The organism is Clostridium mucosae (genome assembly GCF_024622765.1).
GTDB lineage: Bacteria > Bacillota > Clostridia > Clostridiales > Clostridiaceae > Clostridium.
In genome coordinates this window covers 1-17,521 of record NZ_JANKAF010000001.1, presented here as the reverse complement: position 1 = coordinate 17,521, position 17,521 = coordinate 1, and the positions used below count along the sequence as shown (strand labels likewise).

Below are 17,521 nucleotides of genomic sequence, written 5' to 3'. Positions count from 1 at the left end.
AAACGCCCCTCCTAGTTTTCAATTTGTGCTTCATACTCTTCTCTAATCTTAATTGTGATTTTATTTTCTGTCAAAATTCTATTTTCAAATTTACTTACTCCCATTATACCTAATAAACTATTTGTTATAAATATTTCATCTGCATTCATTATTTCATCTAAATTTATTTCTTTCTCTATTACATTGTGATTTCTAATAACATAATCTCTAACTATCCCTGGAAGTAATCCACTACTAACTTTTGGAGTAAAGATTGTACCATTCTTCACAATAAATATATTAGATAAGCTGCCATCACATACATATCCTTTTTCATTTAAAAATATAACTTCATTATATCCTTCTTTTGTAGCTTCTTCTCTTTCTAAAATATTTTCTAAATAGTTCATAGATTTTATATATGTTAATTTAGAAGTTGAATTTTTTATTGTCCCTGCTATCTTTAATGAAAATCCTCTTAAATAATCTCCACTTTTATATACTAGTTCTCTTGTTTCTAATACTATATTTTTTTCTGTCACAACTATTTTTAACGCACAATTCTCTATATTAAAATCTTTTATTAAATTATTAATATCTTCTACTTCTACTAATTCTCCAATTTGCAAAGTATTAATACCATTATTAAGTCTATTTATATGTTTCTCTAAAAATATTGGCTTTTCTTTCACTAGTATAGTTTCAAATACACCTCTTGCAAAAAAATATCCACTATCTATAGTTATCTTATCTTTTCCAACTATTACATTTCTCATTATAATACCCTCATTAAAGCTTTTGCTTTATCTAGTGTTTCATTATATTCATCTTCTTCTATAGAATCATAAGTTATACCGCCACCAACTCCAAAGTAAGCCTTATTATCTTTCTTAATAATTGTTCTTATAGCAATATTAAAATCTGCATTTCCTCTAAAATCAAAATAACCTATAGAACCTGTGTAAAGATTTCTTTTTAACCCCTCTAATTCTTCTATTATTTCCATAGCTCTAATTTTGGGTGTTCCTGTTATAGATCCCCCTGGAAAACATTCTTTAATACACTTCACTGCAGATACATTATCCTTTAATCTTCCCTCTACAGTTGAAACTAAATGGAATACAGTCGCATATTTTTCAAGCTTAAAAAGTTCAGTTACTTTTACAGAGTGAGGTTTACATACCTTGCTTAAATCATTTCTTTCAAGATCTACTACCATTAATAACTCTGCTCTATCTTTTTCGCTATTAATAAGTTCTAGACTATTCTTTATATCCTCTTCTTCATTCTTCCCTCTAGGTCTTGTCCCTTTTATTGGCCTTGTAACTACTTTGCCTTTATTTATTTCTATAAATCTTTCAGGTGAGGAACTTATTACTTGAAAATCTTCAAAATTCATATATGCAGAGAAAGGAGCCTTATTTATAGTTCTTAATTTTTTATATATTTCAAATGGCTCTTCCTCATTTTCCGTATAAAACCTTTGAGTCATATTAGCAATATAAACATCACCATTTACAATATAGTTTTTTAATTTAGTAATTGCTTTTTTATAGTCTTCTTTTTCAAAGTTAGATTTAAAATTATTATTTATAGATTCAAAATTGTTCTCTTTTATTACAGTTGCTAAACCTATCTTTTTCTCTAAATAATCTAACTCTTCATTATAATTAGTATCACTTATTGATGTTATGTATTGCTTATTATTTTCTAAATCAAAAATTATTATATTCTTATAAAAAATAAACTTCATATCACTTATATTAAAATCTTCATTACTTGTATCTGGAATCCTCTCCAATATTCTTCCTGTATCATATGATATATATCCAATTGCGCCTGAAATAAGAGGTATATTTTCATATTCGTTATTATCGTATTTATATTTATTTATAAGACTTTCTAGAACCCCAAATGGTTCACCTTGTACTTTTACTTTGTTAATAAATGATTCTTGTCCTTTGGACTCAAAAATCATAAAAGGATTTATACCTATAAATGAAAATTTAGATAAAATTTTATCTTCTTTAGATGAATCTAATAATATCGTATTTACTCCATCCTTAAAAATATTATAAACCTCAAGAGGATTAAATTTAATTTTAACTTCTCTTACTTTAACCATTCATATCCTCCCTAAAGTTCTTTGATATCTCTATAAAATTCTTTATTATTTTATGTCCATCTTCTGTCATTTCAGCTTCAGGATGGAATTGAACTCCAAAAATAGGATATTTCTTATGTCTAACCCCCATAACTACATTATCTCCAGTATAACTAGTAACTTCTAAATCACTACTAAGATTTTTCTCATCTATTATAAGAGAATGATATCTTGTGACTCTTAATGGATTTTTTATATCTTTAAATACACCTTTATTTGAATGATTAATATAACTTATTTTACCGTGCACAGGCTCTTTTCCTTTTATTACACTACTAGAAAAATAATGACCTATACACTGATGCCCAAGACATATTCCAAATATAGGCTTAATGCCTTTAAAATTATGTAAGATATCTAGTGATATCCCTGCTTCAGTAGGTGTCTTAGGGCCTGGAGAAATTATTATTCCATCTATATCTAGCTTTTCTATTTCTTCAATTGTTATCTTATCATTTCTATATATTAAAACATCTTCTCCTAACTCTTCTATATATCTAACTAAATTAAACACAAACGAATCATAATTATCTATCATTAAAAGCATAAATCTCCTCCATGTTTTGTGTTAAAAGCAATATTATTATGTTAAAATTATTTTAATGAATAAATTATATCATAATAGTATATAACTTTAAAATTCTAAGTTATATATTATTAATTTGAAAGGAGAAGATATATGTTTAAATGCGATTTGCATATTCATTCTATTTGTTCTGATGGTAGATTCACTCCTAGCGATATTGTAAAAATGGCAAAAGAAAAGAACTTAGACTATATTTCTTTAACAGATCACGATACATTAACTGGTATAAAAGAAGCTTTAAATGAGGCTGAAACTCTCAATGTTAAATTTATTCCTGGAATAGAACTCTCTACAGAATATAATGGTGAATCAATCCATGTTTTAGGCTTCTTTAATAAAGATAATTATGATCATCTTGAACTTAATAATATATTAAATGAATTTAAAGAAAGAAGAATTTCTAGAGCATATAAGATAGTTGATAATTTAAAAAAATATCATAATATTGAAATTGATATAAATAAAGTTTTATCTAATGGAAAAGATACTATTGCAAGACCTCATATAGCAAAAGCTATAATTGATGCTGGTTATCCTTATGACCATGATTATATATTTGATAACTTTATAGGTAATAATTGTCCAGCTTATATTCCATCTACTAAACTTTCTACTAAAGATGGTATTAAACTATTAAAAAAGTATGGTGCCTTAGTTTTTTTAGCACATCCTGTATTGGTTAAAAAAACACCTGTTGAAGATTTATTAGATTTGGGATTTGATGGACTTGAAGCTATTTATTATAAAAATACCGAAAAAGATACAGATAAATTTTTAAGGCTAGCTAAAGACAGAAATTTATTTATTTCAAGCGGATCAGATTGTCATGGAATTCCTAATGATGAAGGTCATGGAAGTGTAGGCGATGTTAATATTCCTCAAGATGATTCTATATTCTCTATGTTAAGTTGGGTTCTCTCTCATAATTAAAGAGCTGTCTGTAGCAGCTCCTTAATAATATAAATGAAAATAATCCAGTGTAAAATACTATCATAATTTTATACTTTTCATTCTAAATAAAGAGGTGTCTTATACATCTCTTTATTTCTTTGATATATATTTATAGAATATTATACTTACTATTAAAACTGTAATTCCTCCAAATAAAATTACTATATAAGCTTCTATATTTTGAAGTAAAACTCCTGATATTAAATATGATATAGGAACAACTACTTTTACTATACTTATTGTTAAACTTAAAGACCTCGCTCTAAATTCTTCTTCTATATTAGTTTGCATAGTATATGAAAAAGGAATATCAACTAAAGATACACATATTCCCATAAAGATCATTATAAGCAAATAGTAAATAACATATACATTTATATTATTTATGTTATTAATAAAAAGTGGGATAGAAAGTAATATTATATTAACAGACATAATTATTCCTGTTACTGAAAAGATACTATTCAACTTATATTTTGCTATGATCTTTTTTACCATAAATGCGCCTATTATCATACCTATCGGGATTGCTCCCTGAATTAATCCAAAACTTTTAGCTGGAATTTCTAATATATTATTTAAAATAATTGGTATTGGAATAGTAACCGAGAAAGAAATAAAGAAGTTAACTATTATAAATAGGGCTAGAATCTCAACAATGTATCTTTTACTTATTAAATATTTAAAACCTTCTGCTATTTCCTTAAAATAATTCAAATTTCCTATCGTAATTCTTTTATCCTGCTTCTCTTCTAATTCACTATTAGTATTATATTTAAAATCAATCAAAGTATCTAAAATAGCTGAAAGTAAAAATGAAATAGAATTTATTAATATAAAAAACTCTATATCAAATATAGCAAAAGCTATTCCCCCAAATACTGGACCAAGTACAGAGGATATTGAATCTATTATTCGATTTCCTGCATTGATATTAACTATTTTTTCTTTCGAAACAATATTAGGTATTGAAGAATCTATACTAACATCAAATATAATATTTATACTATTAATAACAAAAGTACTTAAATAAATAATTCCAATGCTTAACCCCTTCCAATTGCTTATTAAATATATTATAACTAGAAATATTCCATTTAATAGATTAGCTGTAACTACTAATTTTTTCTTATTAAATTTGTCAACCATAACTCCCACAATTGGATTTAGTATAATTATAGGTATTATACTTAAAATCAATGTTGTAGAAAAACTAACACTTGATCCAGTCATCTTTAACGTATATAAACTTATTGCAAAAGTATATATCGTTGTCCCAAATATTGATACTAAGCTTCCTAGATAAAATAAGAGAGCATTTCTATCTCCTTTATTTTTTATAAATTTCATTCTTATCACCTCTAGAAAATTCTATACTATCTCCTTTACACCATATCAAGTATCTAATATTCTTATTTTTATTAAACTCAAAAGAAAAGATAGGGTTAACCCTACCGTTTTCCAAAATACAAATATGAATAAACTTCTTCACTTTCTGAAAAATAATCTTCATATATACTAGGTTTGTTTAAATAATCTGATTTCTGTTCTGATATCATTTTAAAGTTATGTTTTTTTAGCTCTTCTTTAATATAATTAATATTAAAATTTTTTCTATTTTCTTCTTTTATGGAGTTACTTAACACAAATTTTTTAAATAAAATGTACGATAACCCAACATATGAATCTTCTTTTAAATACTTTAATATATCTTTAATAGAAAAATCATTTTTTTCAAACCAGTAATTACTGCTCCCTCCATAATCTAAAAATAAATCAATGGACTTTTCCTTTATTGGCACATACTTAAAATCTGTACAAATAAACATTATATTTTTTTAGTATTACTTCTTTCAATTAATGATTTCAAATAATTATGCTTTTCAATATTATTATCTATAGCAATATATACGCTACTCTCATCTAAATCATCATATAAATTTCTTAATAGAAATCCTAATCCACTTCCTATTTCTAAGATTACTTTATCACTAAAATCAAGCTTACAAAGCTCATTATGAACCCAATCTAATCCTTTTCTTACATTCAAAATATAATTTTCATCGGTTTCTTTTATATACTCTTCAATAATGTTGTTATTTACTTCACTACTCTTTTTTTCAGCATACTCATCAACAATTAATATTCCAGATTTTACACTATAGCTAATACCACAAGTGCACTTTAACTTTCCATCTAATATTTGGTTGTTTTTTATATTGCCTTCTTCTAAGTATAAATCTTCTCTGCAACTAACACATGATAATAAATTTAAATTTTTAATATCTATTCCTAAACTAAAATTTCTTTTTACCTCTACTGAATTTATATCTTTTATTTTCTTTGTCAATTTAGTTTCTATCTCTACTAGTTCATTTATTTTTTTACTTATTTCCTTTTTCTTTAATGTAAATAAATCATGTAAAATATTATTTTTTTCAGTGATACTAAGCTTTCCTAAGGTCTCATAAACAAAAATAGATTTTATTTCATTTAATGTAAATCCTAAAGATTTTAGATTTAAAATATTTTCAAGTTCTTTTTGACACTTTTGATTAAATTCATATTGAGACCCATTCTTATATGGTATAATTAGGCCCAAATCCATATAGTGTCTTACAGTTTCTATACTTATTTTGTTTATCTTACTAAATTCCCCAATTTTCATATATACTCTCACTTTTCAATAATATAATAACTTAATTTTATATTAATTTATTATGGCTTTCAAATACTTCTAATAATTAAATAGAGATATTATTAAAAATAATATCTCTATAAATAATTATATTTAAATTTATTTATCTATTCTTTTATCGTCATTAAACCATTTGGATTGAGTTGTAGGATTACTAACTATACCTAATGCAACTAATATAGATAATATTGCATGAGTTATAGTTCGATATTCTTCTGGAACTATGTGTACACCAAAAGCACTTAAAATCATTGGAATTAATGCAAGAATAGAAACCCATAAACCATAGTTCTTAAATCTTGACCAATCAAAATTCATAGTAAATCACCTCTTGCCTATGATATATTTTATTCACTAAAATCTAATTATGTGAATAAAATATAAAACTGTATCAATCTATGTAAAAAACTAGTATTGATACAGTCTTAACTCTATTCTTGATTAAACTATTTATTCTAATTCTTCCTCTAAGAAAGCCTTATATCCTCTCATAGTTTCATAGATATCTAGCTTACTTGCTACTTCCCAAGGAGCATGCATATTTTGAAGCGCTACACCACAATCGATAACTTCCATATTATATTCTGCTAAAATATATGCGATCGTTCCACCGCCTCCTTGATCTACTTTACCAAGTTCAGCTGTTTGGAATAAAACATCATTTTTATCCATAACATTTCTAAGCCATGCCATAAATTCTGGATTTGCATCATTACATCCTGATTTTCCTCTTGCGCCTGTATATTTACTAAATACAAGGCCCTTACCGAAATATGCAGAATTTTTCTTTTCCATTACAGAAGGATAATTAGAATCATAAGCAGCTGTTACATCTGCTGATAACATCTTTGAGTTTGCTAATGCTCTTTTTAATTTTAAGCTTGAATATTCTCCAAGTCTATCCATAACTTCAGCTACAACATTTTCAAAGAATTTTGAATGCATCCCAGTTGCTCCATTGCTTCCTACTTCTTCTTTATCAACTAATAATACTACTGAAGTATATTTGCTTTTATCCAAATCTAAAAGAGCCATTAATGAAGTATAAGCACAAACTCTATCATCTTGACCATATGCCATTATCATACTTCTATCTAATCCATATTCTCTAGCTCTTCCTGCTGGAACTACTTCTATTTCAGCTGATAAGAAATCTTCTTCTTCAAAATCATACTTTTCTTTTAGGATATTAAGAATATTTGCTTTAACAGCATCCTTTTCGCATCCTTCTAAAGGCATATTTCCAACTAATAAATTTAAATCTTCACCTTCAATAACTACATTAGCTTTCTTTTGAAGTTGATCTGCAGATAAATGTATTAAGAGATCAGATATTCCTACAACAGGATCATTATTATCTTCACCAATTACTACATCAATTTTGGTACCATCTTTCTTAACAACAACTCCGTGTAATGCTAATGGTAATGTGACCCATTGGTACTTTTTAACTCCACCATAATAATGAGTTTCCATCATTGCAAGGTTAGAATCTTCATATAGAGGATTTTGCTTTAAATCCAATCTTGGAGAATCTACGTGAGATCCTATTATTCTCATACCTTTTTCAATTGGCTCTTCACCTATAAGAAATAGTGCTAATGCTTTATCTTTATTATTTATAAATATCTTATCACCAGTTTTTAAAGTTTCTCCATTTTCTATAACTTCTTCTAAATCTCTATATCCTAGAGCAGCAGCCATATCTATACTTGTTAAAACACATTCTCTTTCTGTTTTGCATAAAGACATATAATCTATATATCCCTTACAAAAATCAAATAATTCATCTTTCTTATCTCCCGTATATTTTAACCAAGGATTTTTTTTATCTTCCTTTTTATCCATATTAGCCCTCCTGATTTTATTTATTATAAGTATTTTTAAACCTATACTATTAATATAAGTATTATTCTATTATCTTATCCATTCTACTTTCAATTATATCTACCGGAGTAACCTCAGACATTAGTGAATGTCTATAATTTACAGCCGCAGCCTCTATTATAACAGCGATATTTCTTCCTGGCCTTACAGGAACTCTAAGTTTTTTAACTTTAACTCCCAATATATCTTGACGATCATCATTTAATCCTAGTCTATCGTAATCCCCATCATCTTTCCAATGCTCAAAATGCATAAGTAATTGTATATCCTTTTCAGGTAATATAGAACTTAACCCATATAACGATGCGACATCTATTATACCAATTCCTCTTACTTCAAGCATACCTATAGTAATTCTTGGTGACCTACCAATTAACTCTCCATCAATTTCTTTTATATCTACCGCATCATCAGTTACTAATCTATGACCTCTTTTTATAAGTTCTAAAGCAGTTTCACTTTTGCCAATTCCACTTTCTCCTGTTATCAATATTCCTATTCCATACACATCCACCAATACTCCATGAAGTCTAGTTTCTGGTGCTAATTGTCCTGTAAGATAAATAGTTAGCTTACTAATAAGTTTTGTTGTTACTAATTTAGTTCTAATAAGCCAAATTTTATTTTTCTTAGCTGCTTTTAATAACTCCTCTTGAGGTTCTAAATCTCTTGTAATTACTAGACATTTTAAATTAAAACTGAAATACTTATCTATTCTTTTCTTACGAAGTTCAAGGCCCATTGCCTCTAAAAAACTCCATTCTGCTTTTCCTATTACTTGTATTCTTTCAGGAGCAAAGTAATTATAAAAGCCTGATAATTGTAATCCTGGTCTATTTATATCATTTACAAATATTTCTACATCTTTTTCCCCTTCAACCAATACTTCCATGTCAAAATCTTTTATTATTTTTTCAACTGTAACTGACAAATTTATCACCCTTTAATTTCTTTTTTTTGGTTCCACTGTTTCTAGCTGAGCTCTAAAATTATTTTTTACACTATCTATATATCTTCTTCTTAAAATTTGTTGTTCTTCTTTTTCTAAATCGTTTAATCCCTCTTCTTTACTCTTCTTATAAAGTTCATTAATTCTTTTTATTACATCATCCATTTTCATACTTTGATAATCCATCTTTAGTTCTCCTCTTTATTCTAATTTTAATTTTAATTCTTTCTTATATTTTACCCTCTATTTAAATCAATATCAACTTATATAATTTCGACAAACTCTTTTCTCGTTATTTTTTATATCCATGTAATATTTTTATATACCTTCCATTATATTTGATATTTTTACAATTTTTGATAAAGGATACAGTAAAATTTTAAACTAATTTGTTGTTATTTGTTTTATGAATTTATTTTACATCTTTATACTTTTTGGTATAATATTGTTATAACACGATGTATTTTGTAAATAGATGGAGGTGCTACTAAAAATGATAAAGAAATGTAGAAGACAAATACTACTAAAGAAAGCTATACTTAACTTTTTATTAGGGTATCTTTCTCCAAGCAACAGATTAATAATTTATCTTTCACAAGATTTGGACAAGCTAATAAGTAAATCACAAAAGAATATCTATAAAAGATATGTAAAAAGACACTTTGGTAGCAACCCTTTCAAAAAGGTTGCTTAAATAGTCTACTAATTATTTATTATGTGTGAATTTGATGATTACTTTATTTATAAATTAGTTAAATATAATTCCTTATAAAACAAAAAATATAGAAACTTTATAAGCTATTAACTTAAAAGTTTCTATATTTTCTGAATAAAAAAAACACCTCATTACATGAGGTATTATTAACAAATATACTCCCAACATGCCGTTCACTTAAATATTCATACCTGCGGCTCGCAGGTGGGTTAAGCTCACTAATCCGCTGCCTTCTCCTGCCACATAAAGTGAATTACTGAAGCCTGACATTGTTTTAGCTATTGCAAATCCCGTATCAATAATGTAGGTTGAATATTATAAGCTTAGCGCACATCTCAGGATTTATTTTATGATTTTATTATATCATAAATTGCTTCATATGCAATAGAATTTTTTTCATATGTATCTATCAATTAGCAAATAAACTCTTTTGCAACATCCTCAATAGATAAATCACTTTCTTCTTCTGTAAACAATGCCATAAACTTAATATTTTCACAATTTCCTGGATCAATCTGAAAAGCCATAACTTCGCCTGAAATTTCTAGCTCTTCAACTATTTCCTCAATTATATCAACAACTTCATCATTACCATAGTCATAAAGGTAAGGAATAAAGTATTCTTTATACCATTCATTACTTTCTTCTTCGTAATCACTTTCTTCATTTGAATAACTTCTTGCTGCTTTTAAAACATCTTCATCAAAATCTAAAAAGAATTTTACCAAGAATAAACCATCTTCTTTTTTTAATTCTTCAATTTCAGTTAAATAATTTCCATCTAATATCTCTATAATCTTACTATAATTCATAAACTCCTCCAATTTAATATAATAATTTTTTATATTCTTTTTTAACCGCTAAAAATTCCTTATCATCTTCAACTAAGTTTAACTCTTCTTTTCCATCTACATTATCTACTCTAAAAACATACACATCTTCGCTCTTTTCATCCATTGGAGCTAATAACAAATATTCTTTTTCTTCTAAATAAATTCTTGCTACAGCTTCAAAGTCTATTTTATTACCATCTTCATCTAAGAAACTCATTATCTTCTTTTCATTATCTTCTAAGTTCAATTCTTTATTATCCATTTTGTTCTCCTTTAATTTAATTATCAAATAATATTTTATATTTAAAAAAGATTTTTTACTACTATTTTTTTATTAATTTAGATTTATATTAAATCACTTTTTGTAACTATATAAATATTTTTTTCATATTATGAAGTAAAAATAATTTCTGAGGACAAATTTATGATTGAAACAATAATATTAGTTTTATCTGTATCAATAGATTCATTCATAGCAAGTATTGCATATGGAACTAGTAAAATCAAAATTCCACTGACCTCTGCTTTCATAGTGGACATAATATCAGCTAGTATGCTTGGACTTTCTCTTATTGTTGGTGGATTCCTTCAAAATTATATATCTGCTAATGTTGCAAGAATTATGAGTTTTCTTATACTTTTTCTTTTAGGAGTATATAGACTCTTTGAAAGTTTATTAAAATCTTATATTAAGAATAAATCAAATAATTTATCACCATTAACTTTTAAATTATTTGATTTTAATATTGTTCTACAAGTATATGCAGATGAAACAAAGGCTGATTTCGATAAATCTAAGATACTTACATCAAAAGAAGCATTTTACCTTGCATTAGCCCTATCACTAGATAGTTTAGCTGTTGGATTTGGTAGTAGCCTTATATCTATTAATTATATAGACGTTTTTATAGTCGCTCTTTTAATTGGTATAATAGCCATTTTACTTGGTGCTTTTATGGGAAAGAAGTTTGTTGAAACTACAAATATAAACCTTTCTTGGCTATCAGGTGCAATGCTTATAATTTTAGCTTTTCTAAGAGCATTCTAAAGGCTGCTAAAGATAATTTAGCAGCCTAAATTTTTTAATAGAATTTATTTATTTTCCATCTTTTTCTTTTTGCTTAATAACATAAATGCTCCAGCTCCAACTATAATTATACCTACAATTATTAAATAAATAGGATTATTCCCACCAGTAGCTGGTAAAGTTACTCCACTTTCATTATTAGCTTTTTCTGCAATTATAAACTTACTAAAATGTGGTGTTTTAAAAGTTATTTCATTTCCATTTATAGTTGTTTCTAATTGTTCAAATGTCTTAGTTTCTTCATTATAATAAAATACAGCTAAGTTAGCCTTATTTAAGCCTTTTAAATCTTCATCTGTTAACTTTAAAGTTACAGTTGCAACTCCATCTTTAAAGCTATGAACTGTAACTACTTCTTCGCCATTCTTAATCAATAAGTTGAATTCAAATACTTTTTTAACTCCTCTAATTCCAGCTGTAATAGTTGCATCTTCTTTAACCTTCATTTCAAAAATTATACTTGAATCTTCTTTTAATAGTTCTTTATCAATTAAGCTAAATGGTAGTAGTATAGTATTTTCTCCATTTTTAATTTCAAAAGATCCATTTCCAGTTTTTATAGCTTCTATATCTTTTATTTCAACTCTAATTTCATTTGATGGAATTTTTATAACTACTTGATTCTTTCCATTAGGATTTTCTACTTTTTCAACTATATTTTCTACAGGATCAGTTGTTCCATTATCATCCTTATCGCTCTTAACAGTAACTTCGCATGTAGCTTTAAAGCCTCCATCTTTTGTTGTAACTGTTATTGTTGCTTTTCCTTCTCCTATAGCTGTTACTTTTCCATTTTCATCTACCTTTGCAACTTTTTCATCACTTGTTGTCCATGTAACTTCTTTATTTGTTGCGTTTGCTGGTGAAATGCTTGCTTTTAATTCTAAGCTTTCATTTATCTTTAATTCTACTGATGTCTTATCTAAACTTATTCCTGTTACCTTCACATCATCATTGTCTTGTAACTTTTCAATTTCTGCTGAATCTCTAACTCTTAGTCTATGACCTTCCGGATCCTCAGATTCAAGTCCAATTGCAGAAACTTTATCTCCTACGTTAATTCTAGCCTTCCATTCATCATCTACTCCAGGATTTTTACTACTTCTAACGTAACCTTCTACATAAACTCTTGATTCTCCAGAACCATCATTTACAAATATACTTTGTCCTTCAATCCTAGTTACTTTTCCTTCAACCTTAACTAAAAGGCCTTCTTTTTCTTCTAGCATGCTATCCTTTGTTGACAGTTTAATTGGCTGTACTAAATTAATATTTTCATCAATAATTTTAAGCCCTAAACTTTCATTTTTAAGAGCTATTTATGCATCATTTAAATATGATGAAACTTTTCCTTTAATTCTTACCTTTTGACCTAATTTTACTGATGTAGTCGAAACTCCAAATATAGTTAACCCTGCTGTTTCATCTTGAATATAAATAACATCAAAGAATGAATTTCCAGGTGCTGCTACGTTAGATGCTGCTGTTACATATCCTTCAACTACTACAGATTCACCAAATCTATCTGGAAGATTATCTTTATTAGCATCTATTCTTACATCAGCAATTTTACTTATTGGAAGTTCAGGTGCTGAAGCAAGTTCTTTTATAACTTTTTCTGTTATTTGATAATTAGAATAATCTAATCCATCCATCTCAAAGTTTGAGAAGAAGGTAGCACCTGACACTACAACTTTTGCTCCATTACTTAAAGTTTCAACTGCTAATCCCACAACTTCACCTTTTCCTACTGGAGTATTATCCTTTTGGTTATCAGCATCATTTCCGTAAGTATTTGCATGACCTCTTACTAAAACATCTATGTTTGATTTATCTGATGGCATTATAAGTGTTGAACCACTATAAAAACTATATTTTTTAGTTGTATCTATGCCATTCATCCAACTACTTTCTAAATTATAATCATCAAAATATAACCTATAGTTTTGACCACCATTTTCACTATCATCCGTTGCTTGATCATCATTAAATCTTATTTTTGCTCCTATTGCTTCAAGTACAGAATTACCTTGTCTTGCATTTCCATACTCATCCTTAGCATCTCCATAGTCAGCTTTAGAAGTTATTGCAATATTTCCACCATTTTTAACAAATCTAGCTATTGCAGCTAATTCATCGTCAGTATATTTTTGAGGAGTTAATCCATATGCATCCTTAACTGTACTTTGCGGATCTGACATTATAAGCAGTGATGCTCCATTTAGAACTTCATCTGTTATAGGTTTAGTATTTATAATTGCCTTAACTTTATTTTGTGCCATTAAAGCGGTTAATGTTGTAACTTTATTTGAATAGTCTCCTGATACATATTGATTTTGATGTGCTCCATCTATAACAACTTTAGAAACTTCATTTGCTTCTAAAACTTCAACTTCAATAGATCCTTTAAATTCTTTAACTTCTCCATTAATAGTAGCTGTTACTTTTACCTGGAAAGAATAATCTCCAGCCTTCTCAAATTTATGTTTTAGCTTTGCTACTATTGATGATCCTGCATCTACTTTTTCAATAGTTTGAGTATCTATTGCTTCGCTTCCATTGTTTAAATAGTATTCTACTTTAATATTATTTATAGCTGTTGCTTCATTATTATATATAGTAGTTCCTATATTGAATTCCTCACCAGCAATAATTACTTCTGTGTCAGAATCTACTGTAGAAATCCCAAAATTTTCTCTTTCTCCAACCCAAACTGCAGATGTAACAGCTATATCACTATCTGCTTCATCTACTCTTACATAGTAATATGAACTTGTTGATTTATCTAATGTAAATGACCAGTTCTTAGTTGTAGAATTTACATTATCAATTGACTTAACAACTTTACCACCATCGCCAATTATTGAAATCTTTTTAATATTATCTCTAGAATCAATATCCTCAACATTAACATTAAATTCTAGTGAATCTGTTTGTGGTATTATTGATCCCATTGTATTTCCATTAACTTCATAAGAAATTTTTAAATTTTCATCTTCTGTTGCATAAACTCTTCTTTCTTTTATTGCATCATAAACAGACTCTCTTGAAAGATCAGATGCTTCTACAACAGTTCTTGCAGTGTTTGCATTTCCCCATTTACCTTTATGGTTATCTTGATTATTCGTAGGGGCAACATGCCATCCTTTATCAAGTGCTCTTGTATAATATTCATATGAAGGGAAATATCCTGATCCTCTAATAGCTCCTTCACCATTTCCAACTTCAATTAATGTAACTTGCTTATCTATTTCAGCATCATAATAGGCAAAGTCACTAAAATCTCCAAAAGTTTTTCCTGGGTGATTTAATTGTGACATGGATTGTTTTTGGGTTTTTAAAGCATTATAGTAATTTTTCAAATCCATTTTAATATTTGTTCTTGTCTCAAATCCTGGCGTATTAAAAGTATTAATATGACCATATCCACCAGTAGAACCTGACCAAGTCATTTCATATCCATAAATAGCTACGAAATCTCCATTTTTATTATACCTATCTGCAGCATTTAAACCCTTTTTCCAAGCTTCACTCATTGATCCATCAGCTATGCTCGCTAATTTATCATTATCAAACCAATTTGAGTGATCTGTTACAGCTAAGAAATCTACTTTTGCAGTATTTTCTGCATATTGATATGCCTCATCTACAGTTCCAGTACCATCTGATATATTAGTATGAGAATGTAGCTGTCCAAAATATAAGTTTTTCTTAACTTCTCCAATTGTAAACTTCCATTCTTGAGCTGTTAAATTTCCTAAAGAATCTTTGACTTCAACTAAAACAGTATGAGCACCATCTGCTAAATCTTCTCCTACAGAATATTTTATAGTTTTATCATCTTTAGATATGTTACCGCTTACATCTTTTCCATCAAGTGATAACTTAATTGAATCCATAGCTATTCCTGATTCATCTTGAAAAGTTGCACTAATTTCAGGACGTCTTAAATTTCCTATATTTTGTCCATTTGCTGGCTTTAAATCACTAACTGTTGGCCCAATCTTATCTGTAGTTTTATTTACTTCTACTCTACATACTGATTTTATATCAGGTTTTATTGTTGATTTAACTTCTATAATTGCTTTTCCTTCTTTAACAGCAACAACTTTCCCATCTTTATCTACTGTTGCTATTTCAGGGTTTAAACTTATATATTCAACACCTTTTTCAGTAGTATTTTCTGGGGTATAAGCAAGTGTTAAACTTTTATTTTCTCCAACTTCAAGATATATATTTTCATCAATTTTCAATCCAATTAATGCAATGTCTACAGATGAATATTTTGAATTTCTAGGAGTTGGTTCTTTTACGTAAAAATCATTTCCATTATTATTAGTATCCCAACCATTAGTTATTCCATTATTTGATCCGTCATTATCTTTACGATGAGCACTCAAACTAGCGCTAATTGCAGGTGCAGCCTTATCTCCTTCAAAAGTTGTCGCTGTTCCAATACCAACGAAATCTATAACTGCTCCTTCAGCATTGACTACTCTAACCTTTAAATTTGAAGCTCCCATATTTAATTCGCCTATTATATCTGGCTCTGGTAAAGCTTCTGTTCCAGCAGCCCCCGCTGCTTGCTGAGCTAAAAAATATCCATTTGCCTTAATTGTCCCACTTAAGTTACAATTATTTTTTCCAAACTCTCCTGTGGCACTTGCATATTCTATTTTCCAACCTGTCAAATCAATATCATTATCAGTTGGATTATATAGTTCTATGAAATCGTTTTTATATTTAGATCCAAAATTTCCTCCACCGCCATATACTTCACTTATCACTATACTACTTGCTTTTTCTGCTTTAACTTCTTTTACTGGTACAGTTATTAGTCCTAATATCATTGTAAGTGCCATAAATGAGCTTAACATTCTGCTTTTTAAAAGCTTTTTCATATTCATCCCCCTTAAAATATTTTAATAAGCTCTTGATATAAGTATTTATCCTTATACCTTTAATAAATTATGCCAAACTTAAAATGTAAATTTAAATAGAATCTCTTTGTACCTTTCCCCCAAAAAACTCCTCCTTCCACCTTTTACTAATTTAATTTTATCATTTAGTACTTCTTCTTCAAGTCGAAAATAATTATATAAAATAATTATTTTTATCTATAAATCGACCTAATGTTTAGTTTTTGATTCAATATATATTACATATTTTATTATTTTTTATTATTTATTTATTATTTAAGTACTTTTATTAAACTTTTTATATTATGTTAAGTAAATTTAATTTATTATGCTGAATAAAACTTCTGTCAAACATATTAAAGAAAATTAACAAAAGGGGCTGTTGCAAAATGATTTTTAATCATTTTGTAGCAACCTCTTTTTTTGCATTTTAAAATTGATATTTTAGGGGTTATAATAAAAACATACTATGAAATATCTGGTTAAATATTTATTTTGTTGCATGACTAAAAGAGGTAAATATACCCCTTTTTTAAAAAAGTTACAGTTATAGTTTTTTATAATATTTCTTTTATAAAAATACTACATCCTAATCTATTACTAATGATTTTGTTATGTAACTTAGAAATATTATATGCTAATGCTTTAAGTAGAAATTCTATTTTTACATTGACCGAACCACGAAGTAAAAATCTTCTGAATCCATGATCTTCCTTAATTACTCCAAATGTACCTTCGGCTTGAATAGACCTA

General features: G+C 27.5%; 18 protein-coding genes. 3 read left to right on the top strand and 15 right to left on the bottom strand.

Annotated features, from left to right (window positions below; all coding sequences use genetic code 11):
• Positions 1-11 precede the first annotated feature (11 nt).
• The 3 genes from NSA50_RS00095 to NSA50_RS00085 are packed head-to-tail and all read right to left on the bottom strand — an operon-like array spanning position 12 to position 2,690.
• Positions 12-755, bottom strand: a complete 744-nt coding sequence (locus NSA50_RS00095; RefSeq protein WP_195428563.1) for an aminotransferase class IV — start codon at positions 753-755, stop codon at positions 12-14.
• Positions 755-2,104: an aminodeoxychorismate synthase component I gene (gene pabB, locus NSA50_RS00090; protein WP_257442120.1), complete on the bottom strand. Its 1,350-nt coding sequence runs from the start codon at positions 2,102-2,104 to the stop codon at positions 755-757. The genes NSA50_RS00095 and pabB overlap by 1 nt, the downstream gene beginning before the upstream one ends.
• Complete coding sequence (locus NSA50_RS00085) at positions 2,097-2,690, bottom strand: anthranilate synthase component II (protein ID WP_257442118.1); 594 nt, start codon at positions 2,688-2,690, stop codon at positions 2,097-2,099. The genes pabB and NSA50_RS00085 overlap by 8 nt, the downstream gene beginning before the upstream one ends.
• Before the next feature lie 132 nt (positions 2,691-2,822).
• On the opposite strand from NSA50_RS00085, the gene NSA50_RS00080 reads away from it, so the two are divergent.
• On the top strand, positions 2,823-3,659 hold the full coding sequence (locus NSA50_RS00080; RefSeq protein ID WP_257442116.1) for a PHP domain-containing protein: 837 nt from the start codon (positions 2,823-2,825) through the stop codon (positions 3,657-3,659).
• Positions 3,660-3,770: 111 nt separating this feature from the next.
• Here the strand turns inward: NSA50_RS00080 and NSA50_RS00075 are convergent, their stop codons facing one another.
• The 7 genes from NSA50_RS00075 to NSA50_RS00045 form a co-directional block, all read right to left on the bottom strand.
• Entirely contained in the window at positions 3,771-5,030 is a 1,260-nt protein-coding gene (locus NSA50_RS00075) for an MFS transporter (RefSeq protein WP_257442114.1), read from the bottom strand.
• Between the two features lie 101 nt (positions 5,031-5,131).
• Positions 5,132-5,509 (bottom strand): hypothetical protein, encoded by a 378-nt coding sequence (locus NSA50_RS00070; protein WP_257442112.1) that lies wholly within the window; start codon positions 5,507-5,509, stop codon positions 5,132-5,134.
• Positions 5,509-6,348 carry a MerR family transcriptional regulator gene (locus NSA50_RS00065; protein ID WP_257442110.1) on the bottom strand — a complete coding sequence of 280 codons (840 nt, stop codon included), beginning with the start codon at positions 6,346-6,348 and terminating at the stop codon, positions 5,509-5,511. The genes NSA50_RS00070 and NSA50_RS00065 overlap by 1 nt, the downstream gene beginning before the upstream one ends.
• A 129-nt stretch (positions 6,349-6,477) precedes the next feature.
• Positions 6,478-6,696, bottom strand: a complete 219-nt coding sequence (locus NSA50_RS00060) for a phage holin (RefSeq protein WP_195264211.1) — start codon at positions 6,694-6,696, stop codon at positions 6,478-6,480.
• Positions 6,697-6,828: 132 nt separating this feature from the next.
• Positions 6,829-8,226, bottom strand: a complete 1,398-nt coding sequence (locus NSA50_RS00055; RefSeq protein ID WP_257442107.1) for an aminopeptidase — start codon at positions 8,224-8,226, stop codon at positions 6,829-6,831.
• A gap of 61 nt (positions 8,227-8,287) precedes the next feature.
• Positions 8,288-9,196 carry an HPr(Ser) kinase/phosphatase gene (gene hprK / locus NSA50_RS00050; RefSeq protein WP_195264247.1) on the bottom strand — a complete coding sequence of 303 codons (909 nt, stop codon included), beginning with the start codon at positions 9,194-9,196 and terminating at the stop codon, positions 8,288-8,290.
• 12 nt (positions 9,197-9,208) lie between these two features.
• Positions 9,209-9,400 carry a DUF896 domain-containing protein gene (locus tag NSA50_RS00045; RefSeq protein WP_195264213.1) on the bottom strand — a complete coding sequence of 64 codons (192 nt, stop codon included), beginning with the start codon at positions 9,398-9,400 and terminating at the stop codon, positions 9,209-9,211.
• 307 nt (positions 9,401-9,707) lie between these two features.
• Between NSA50_RS00045 and NSA50_RS00040 the strand changes: the two genes are divergently transcribed.
• A complete protein-coding gene (locus NSA50_RS00040; protein ID WP_195264214.1) occupies positions 9,708-9,908 on the top strand; it encodes a hypothetical protein in 201 nt (66 codons plus the stop codon).
• 434 nt (positions 9,909-10,342) lie between these two features.
• Here NSA50_RS00040 and NSA50_RS00030 read toward each other — a convergent pair whose 3' ends face one another.
• On the bottom strand, positions 10,343-10,741 hold the full coding sequence (locus NSA50_RS00030; protein WP_257442101.1) for a hypothetical protein: 399 nt from the start codon (positions 10,739-10,741) through the stop codon (positions 10,343-10,345).
• A 13-nt stretch (positions 10,742-10,754) separates the two neighbouring features.
• The gene (locus tag NSA50_RS00025; protein WP_195264216.1) at positions 10,755-11,024 is read right to left on the bottom strand and encodes a DUF1292 domain-containing protein; all 270 of its coding nucleotides are present in this window, start codon (positions 11,022-11,024) and stop codon (positions 10,755-10,757) included.
• A gap of 162 nt (positions 11,025-11,186) precedes the next feature.
• Between NSA50_RS00025 and ytaF the strand changes: the two genes are divergently transcribed.
• A complete protein-coding gene (gene ytaF, locus NSA50_RS00020; protein WP_195264217.1) occupies positions 11,187-11,810 on the top strand; it encodes a sporulation membrane protein YtaF in 624 nt (207 codons plus the stop codon).
• Positions 11,811-11,854: 44 nt separating this feature from the next.
• Here ytaF and NSA50_RS00015 read toward each other — a convergent pair whose 3' ends face one another.
• From NSA50_RS00015 to NSA50_RS00005, 3 genes are all read right to left on the bottom strand, one after another.
• Positions 11,855-13,078, bottom strand: a complete 1,224-nt coding sequence (locus NSA50_RS00015; protein WP_257442096.1) for an Ig-like domain-containing protein — start codon at positions 13,076-13,078, stop codon at positions 11,855-11,857.
• Between the two features lie 90 nt (positions 13,079-13,168).
• A complete protein-coding gene (locus NSA50_RS00010) occupies positions 13,169-16,750 on the bottom strand; it encodes a CehA/McbA family metallohydrolase (RefSeq protein ID WP_257442095.1) in 3,582 nt (1,193 codons plus the stop codon).
• Positions 16,751-17,325: 575 nt separating this feature from the next.
• On the bottom strand, positions 17,326-17,521 hold a 196-nt coding region (locus NSA50_RS00005; RefSeq protein WP_257442094.1), incomplete at its 5' end, for a transposase.

Excerpts from the sequence above, each read along its gene's own strand:
- NSA50_RS00095 (WP_195428563.1), bottom strand. The coding sequence starts at position 755 with ATGAGAAATGTAATAGTTGGAAAAGATAAGATAACTATAGATAGTGGA.
- pabB (WP_257442120.1), bottom strand. The coding sequence starts at position 2,104 with ATGGTTAAAGTAAGAGAAGTTAAAATTAAATTTAATCCTCTTGAGGTT.
- NSA50_RS00085 (WP_257442118.1), bottom strand. The coding sequence starts at position 2,690 with ATGCTTTTAATGATAGATAATTATGATTCGTTTGTGTTTAATTTAGTT.
- NSA50_RS00080 (WP_257442116.1), top strand. The coding sequence starts at position 2,823 with ATGTTTAAATGCGATTTGCATATTCATTCTATTTGTTCTGATGGTAGA.
- NSA50_RS00075 (WP_257442114.1), bottom strand. The coding sequence starts at position 5,030 with ATGAAATTTATAAAAAATAAAGGAGATAGAAATGCTCTCTTATTTTAT.
- NSA50_RS00070 (WP_257442112.1), bottom strand. The coding sequence starts at position 5,509 with ATGTTTATTTGTACAGATTTTAAGTATGTGCCAATAAAGGAAAAGTCC.
- NSA50_RS00065 (WP_257442110.1), bottom strand. The coding sequence starts at position 6,348 with ATGAAAATTGGGGAATTTAGTAAGATAAACAAAATAAGTATAGAAACT.
- NSA50_RS00060 (WP_195264211.1), bottom strand. The coding sequence starts at position 6,696 with ATGAATTTTGATTGGTCAAGATTTAAGAACTATGGTTTATGGGTTTCT.
- NSA50_RS00055 (WP_257442107.1), bottom strand. The coding sequence starts at position 8,226 with ATGGATAAAAAGGAAGATAAAAAAAATCCTTGGTTAAAATATACGGGA.
- NSA50_RS00045 (WP_195264213.1), bottom strand. The coding sequence starts at position 9,400 with ATGGATTATCAAAGTATGAAAATGGATGATGTAATAAAAAGAATTAAT.
- NSA50_RS00040 (WP_195264214.1), top strand. The coding sequence starts at position 9,708 with ATGATAAAGAAATGTAGAAGACAAATACTACTAAAGAAAGCTATACTT.
- NSA50_RS00030 (WP_257442101.1), bottom strand. The coding sequence starts at position 10,741 with ATGAATTATAGTAAGATTATAGAGATATTAGATGGAAATTATTTAACT.
- NSA50_RS00025 (WP_195264216.1), bottom strand. The coding sequence starts at position 11,024 with ATGGATAATAAAGAATTGAACTTAGAAGATAATGAAAAGAAGATAATG.
- ytaF (WP_195264217.1), top strand. The coding sequence starts at position 11,187 with ATGATTGAAACAATAATATTAGTTTTATCTGTATCAATAGATTCATTC.
- NSA50_RS00015 (WP_257442096.1), bottom strand. The coding sequence starts at position 13,078 with ATGCTAGAAGAAAAAGAAGGCCTTTTAGTTAAGGTTGAAGGAAAAGTA.
- NSA50_RS00010 (WP_257442095.1), bottom strand. The coding sequence starts at position 16,750 with ATGAAAAAGCTTTTAAAAAGCAGAATGTTAAGCTCATTTATGGCACTT.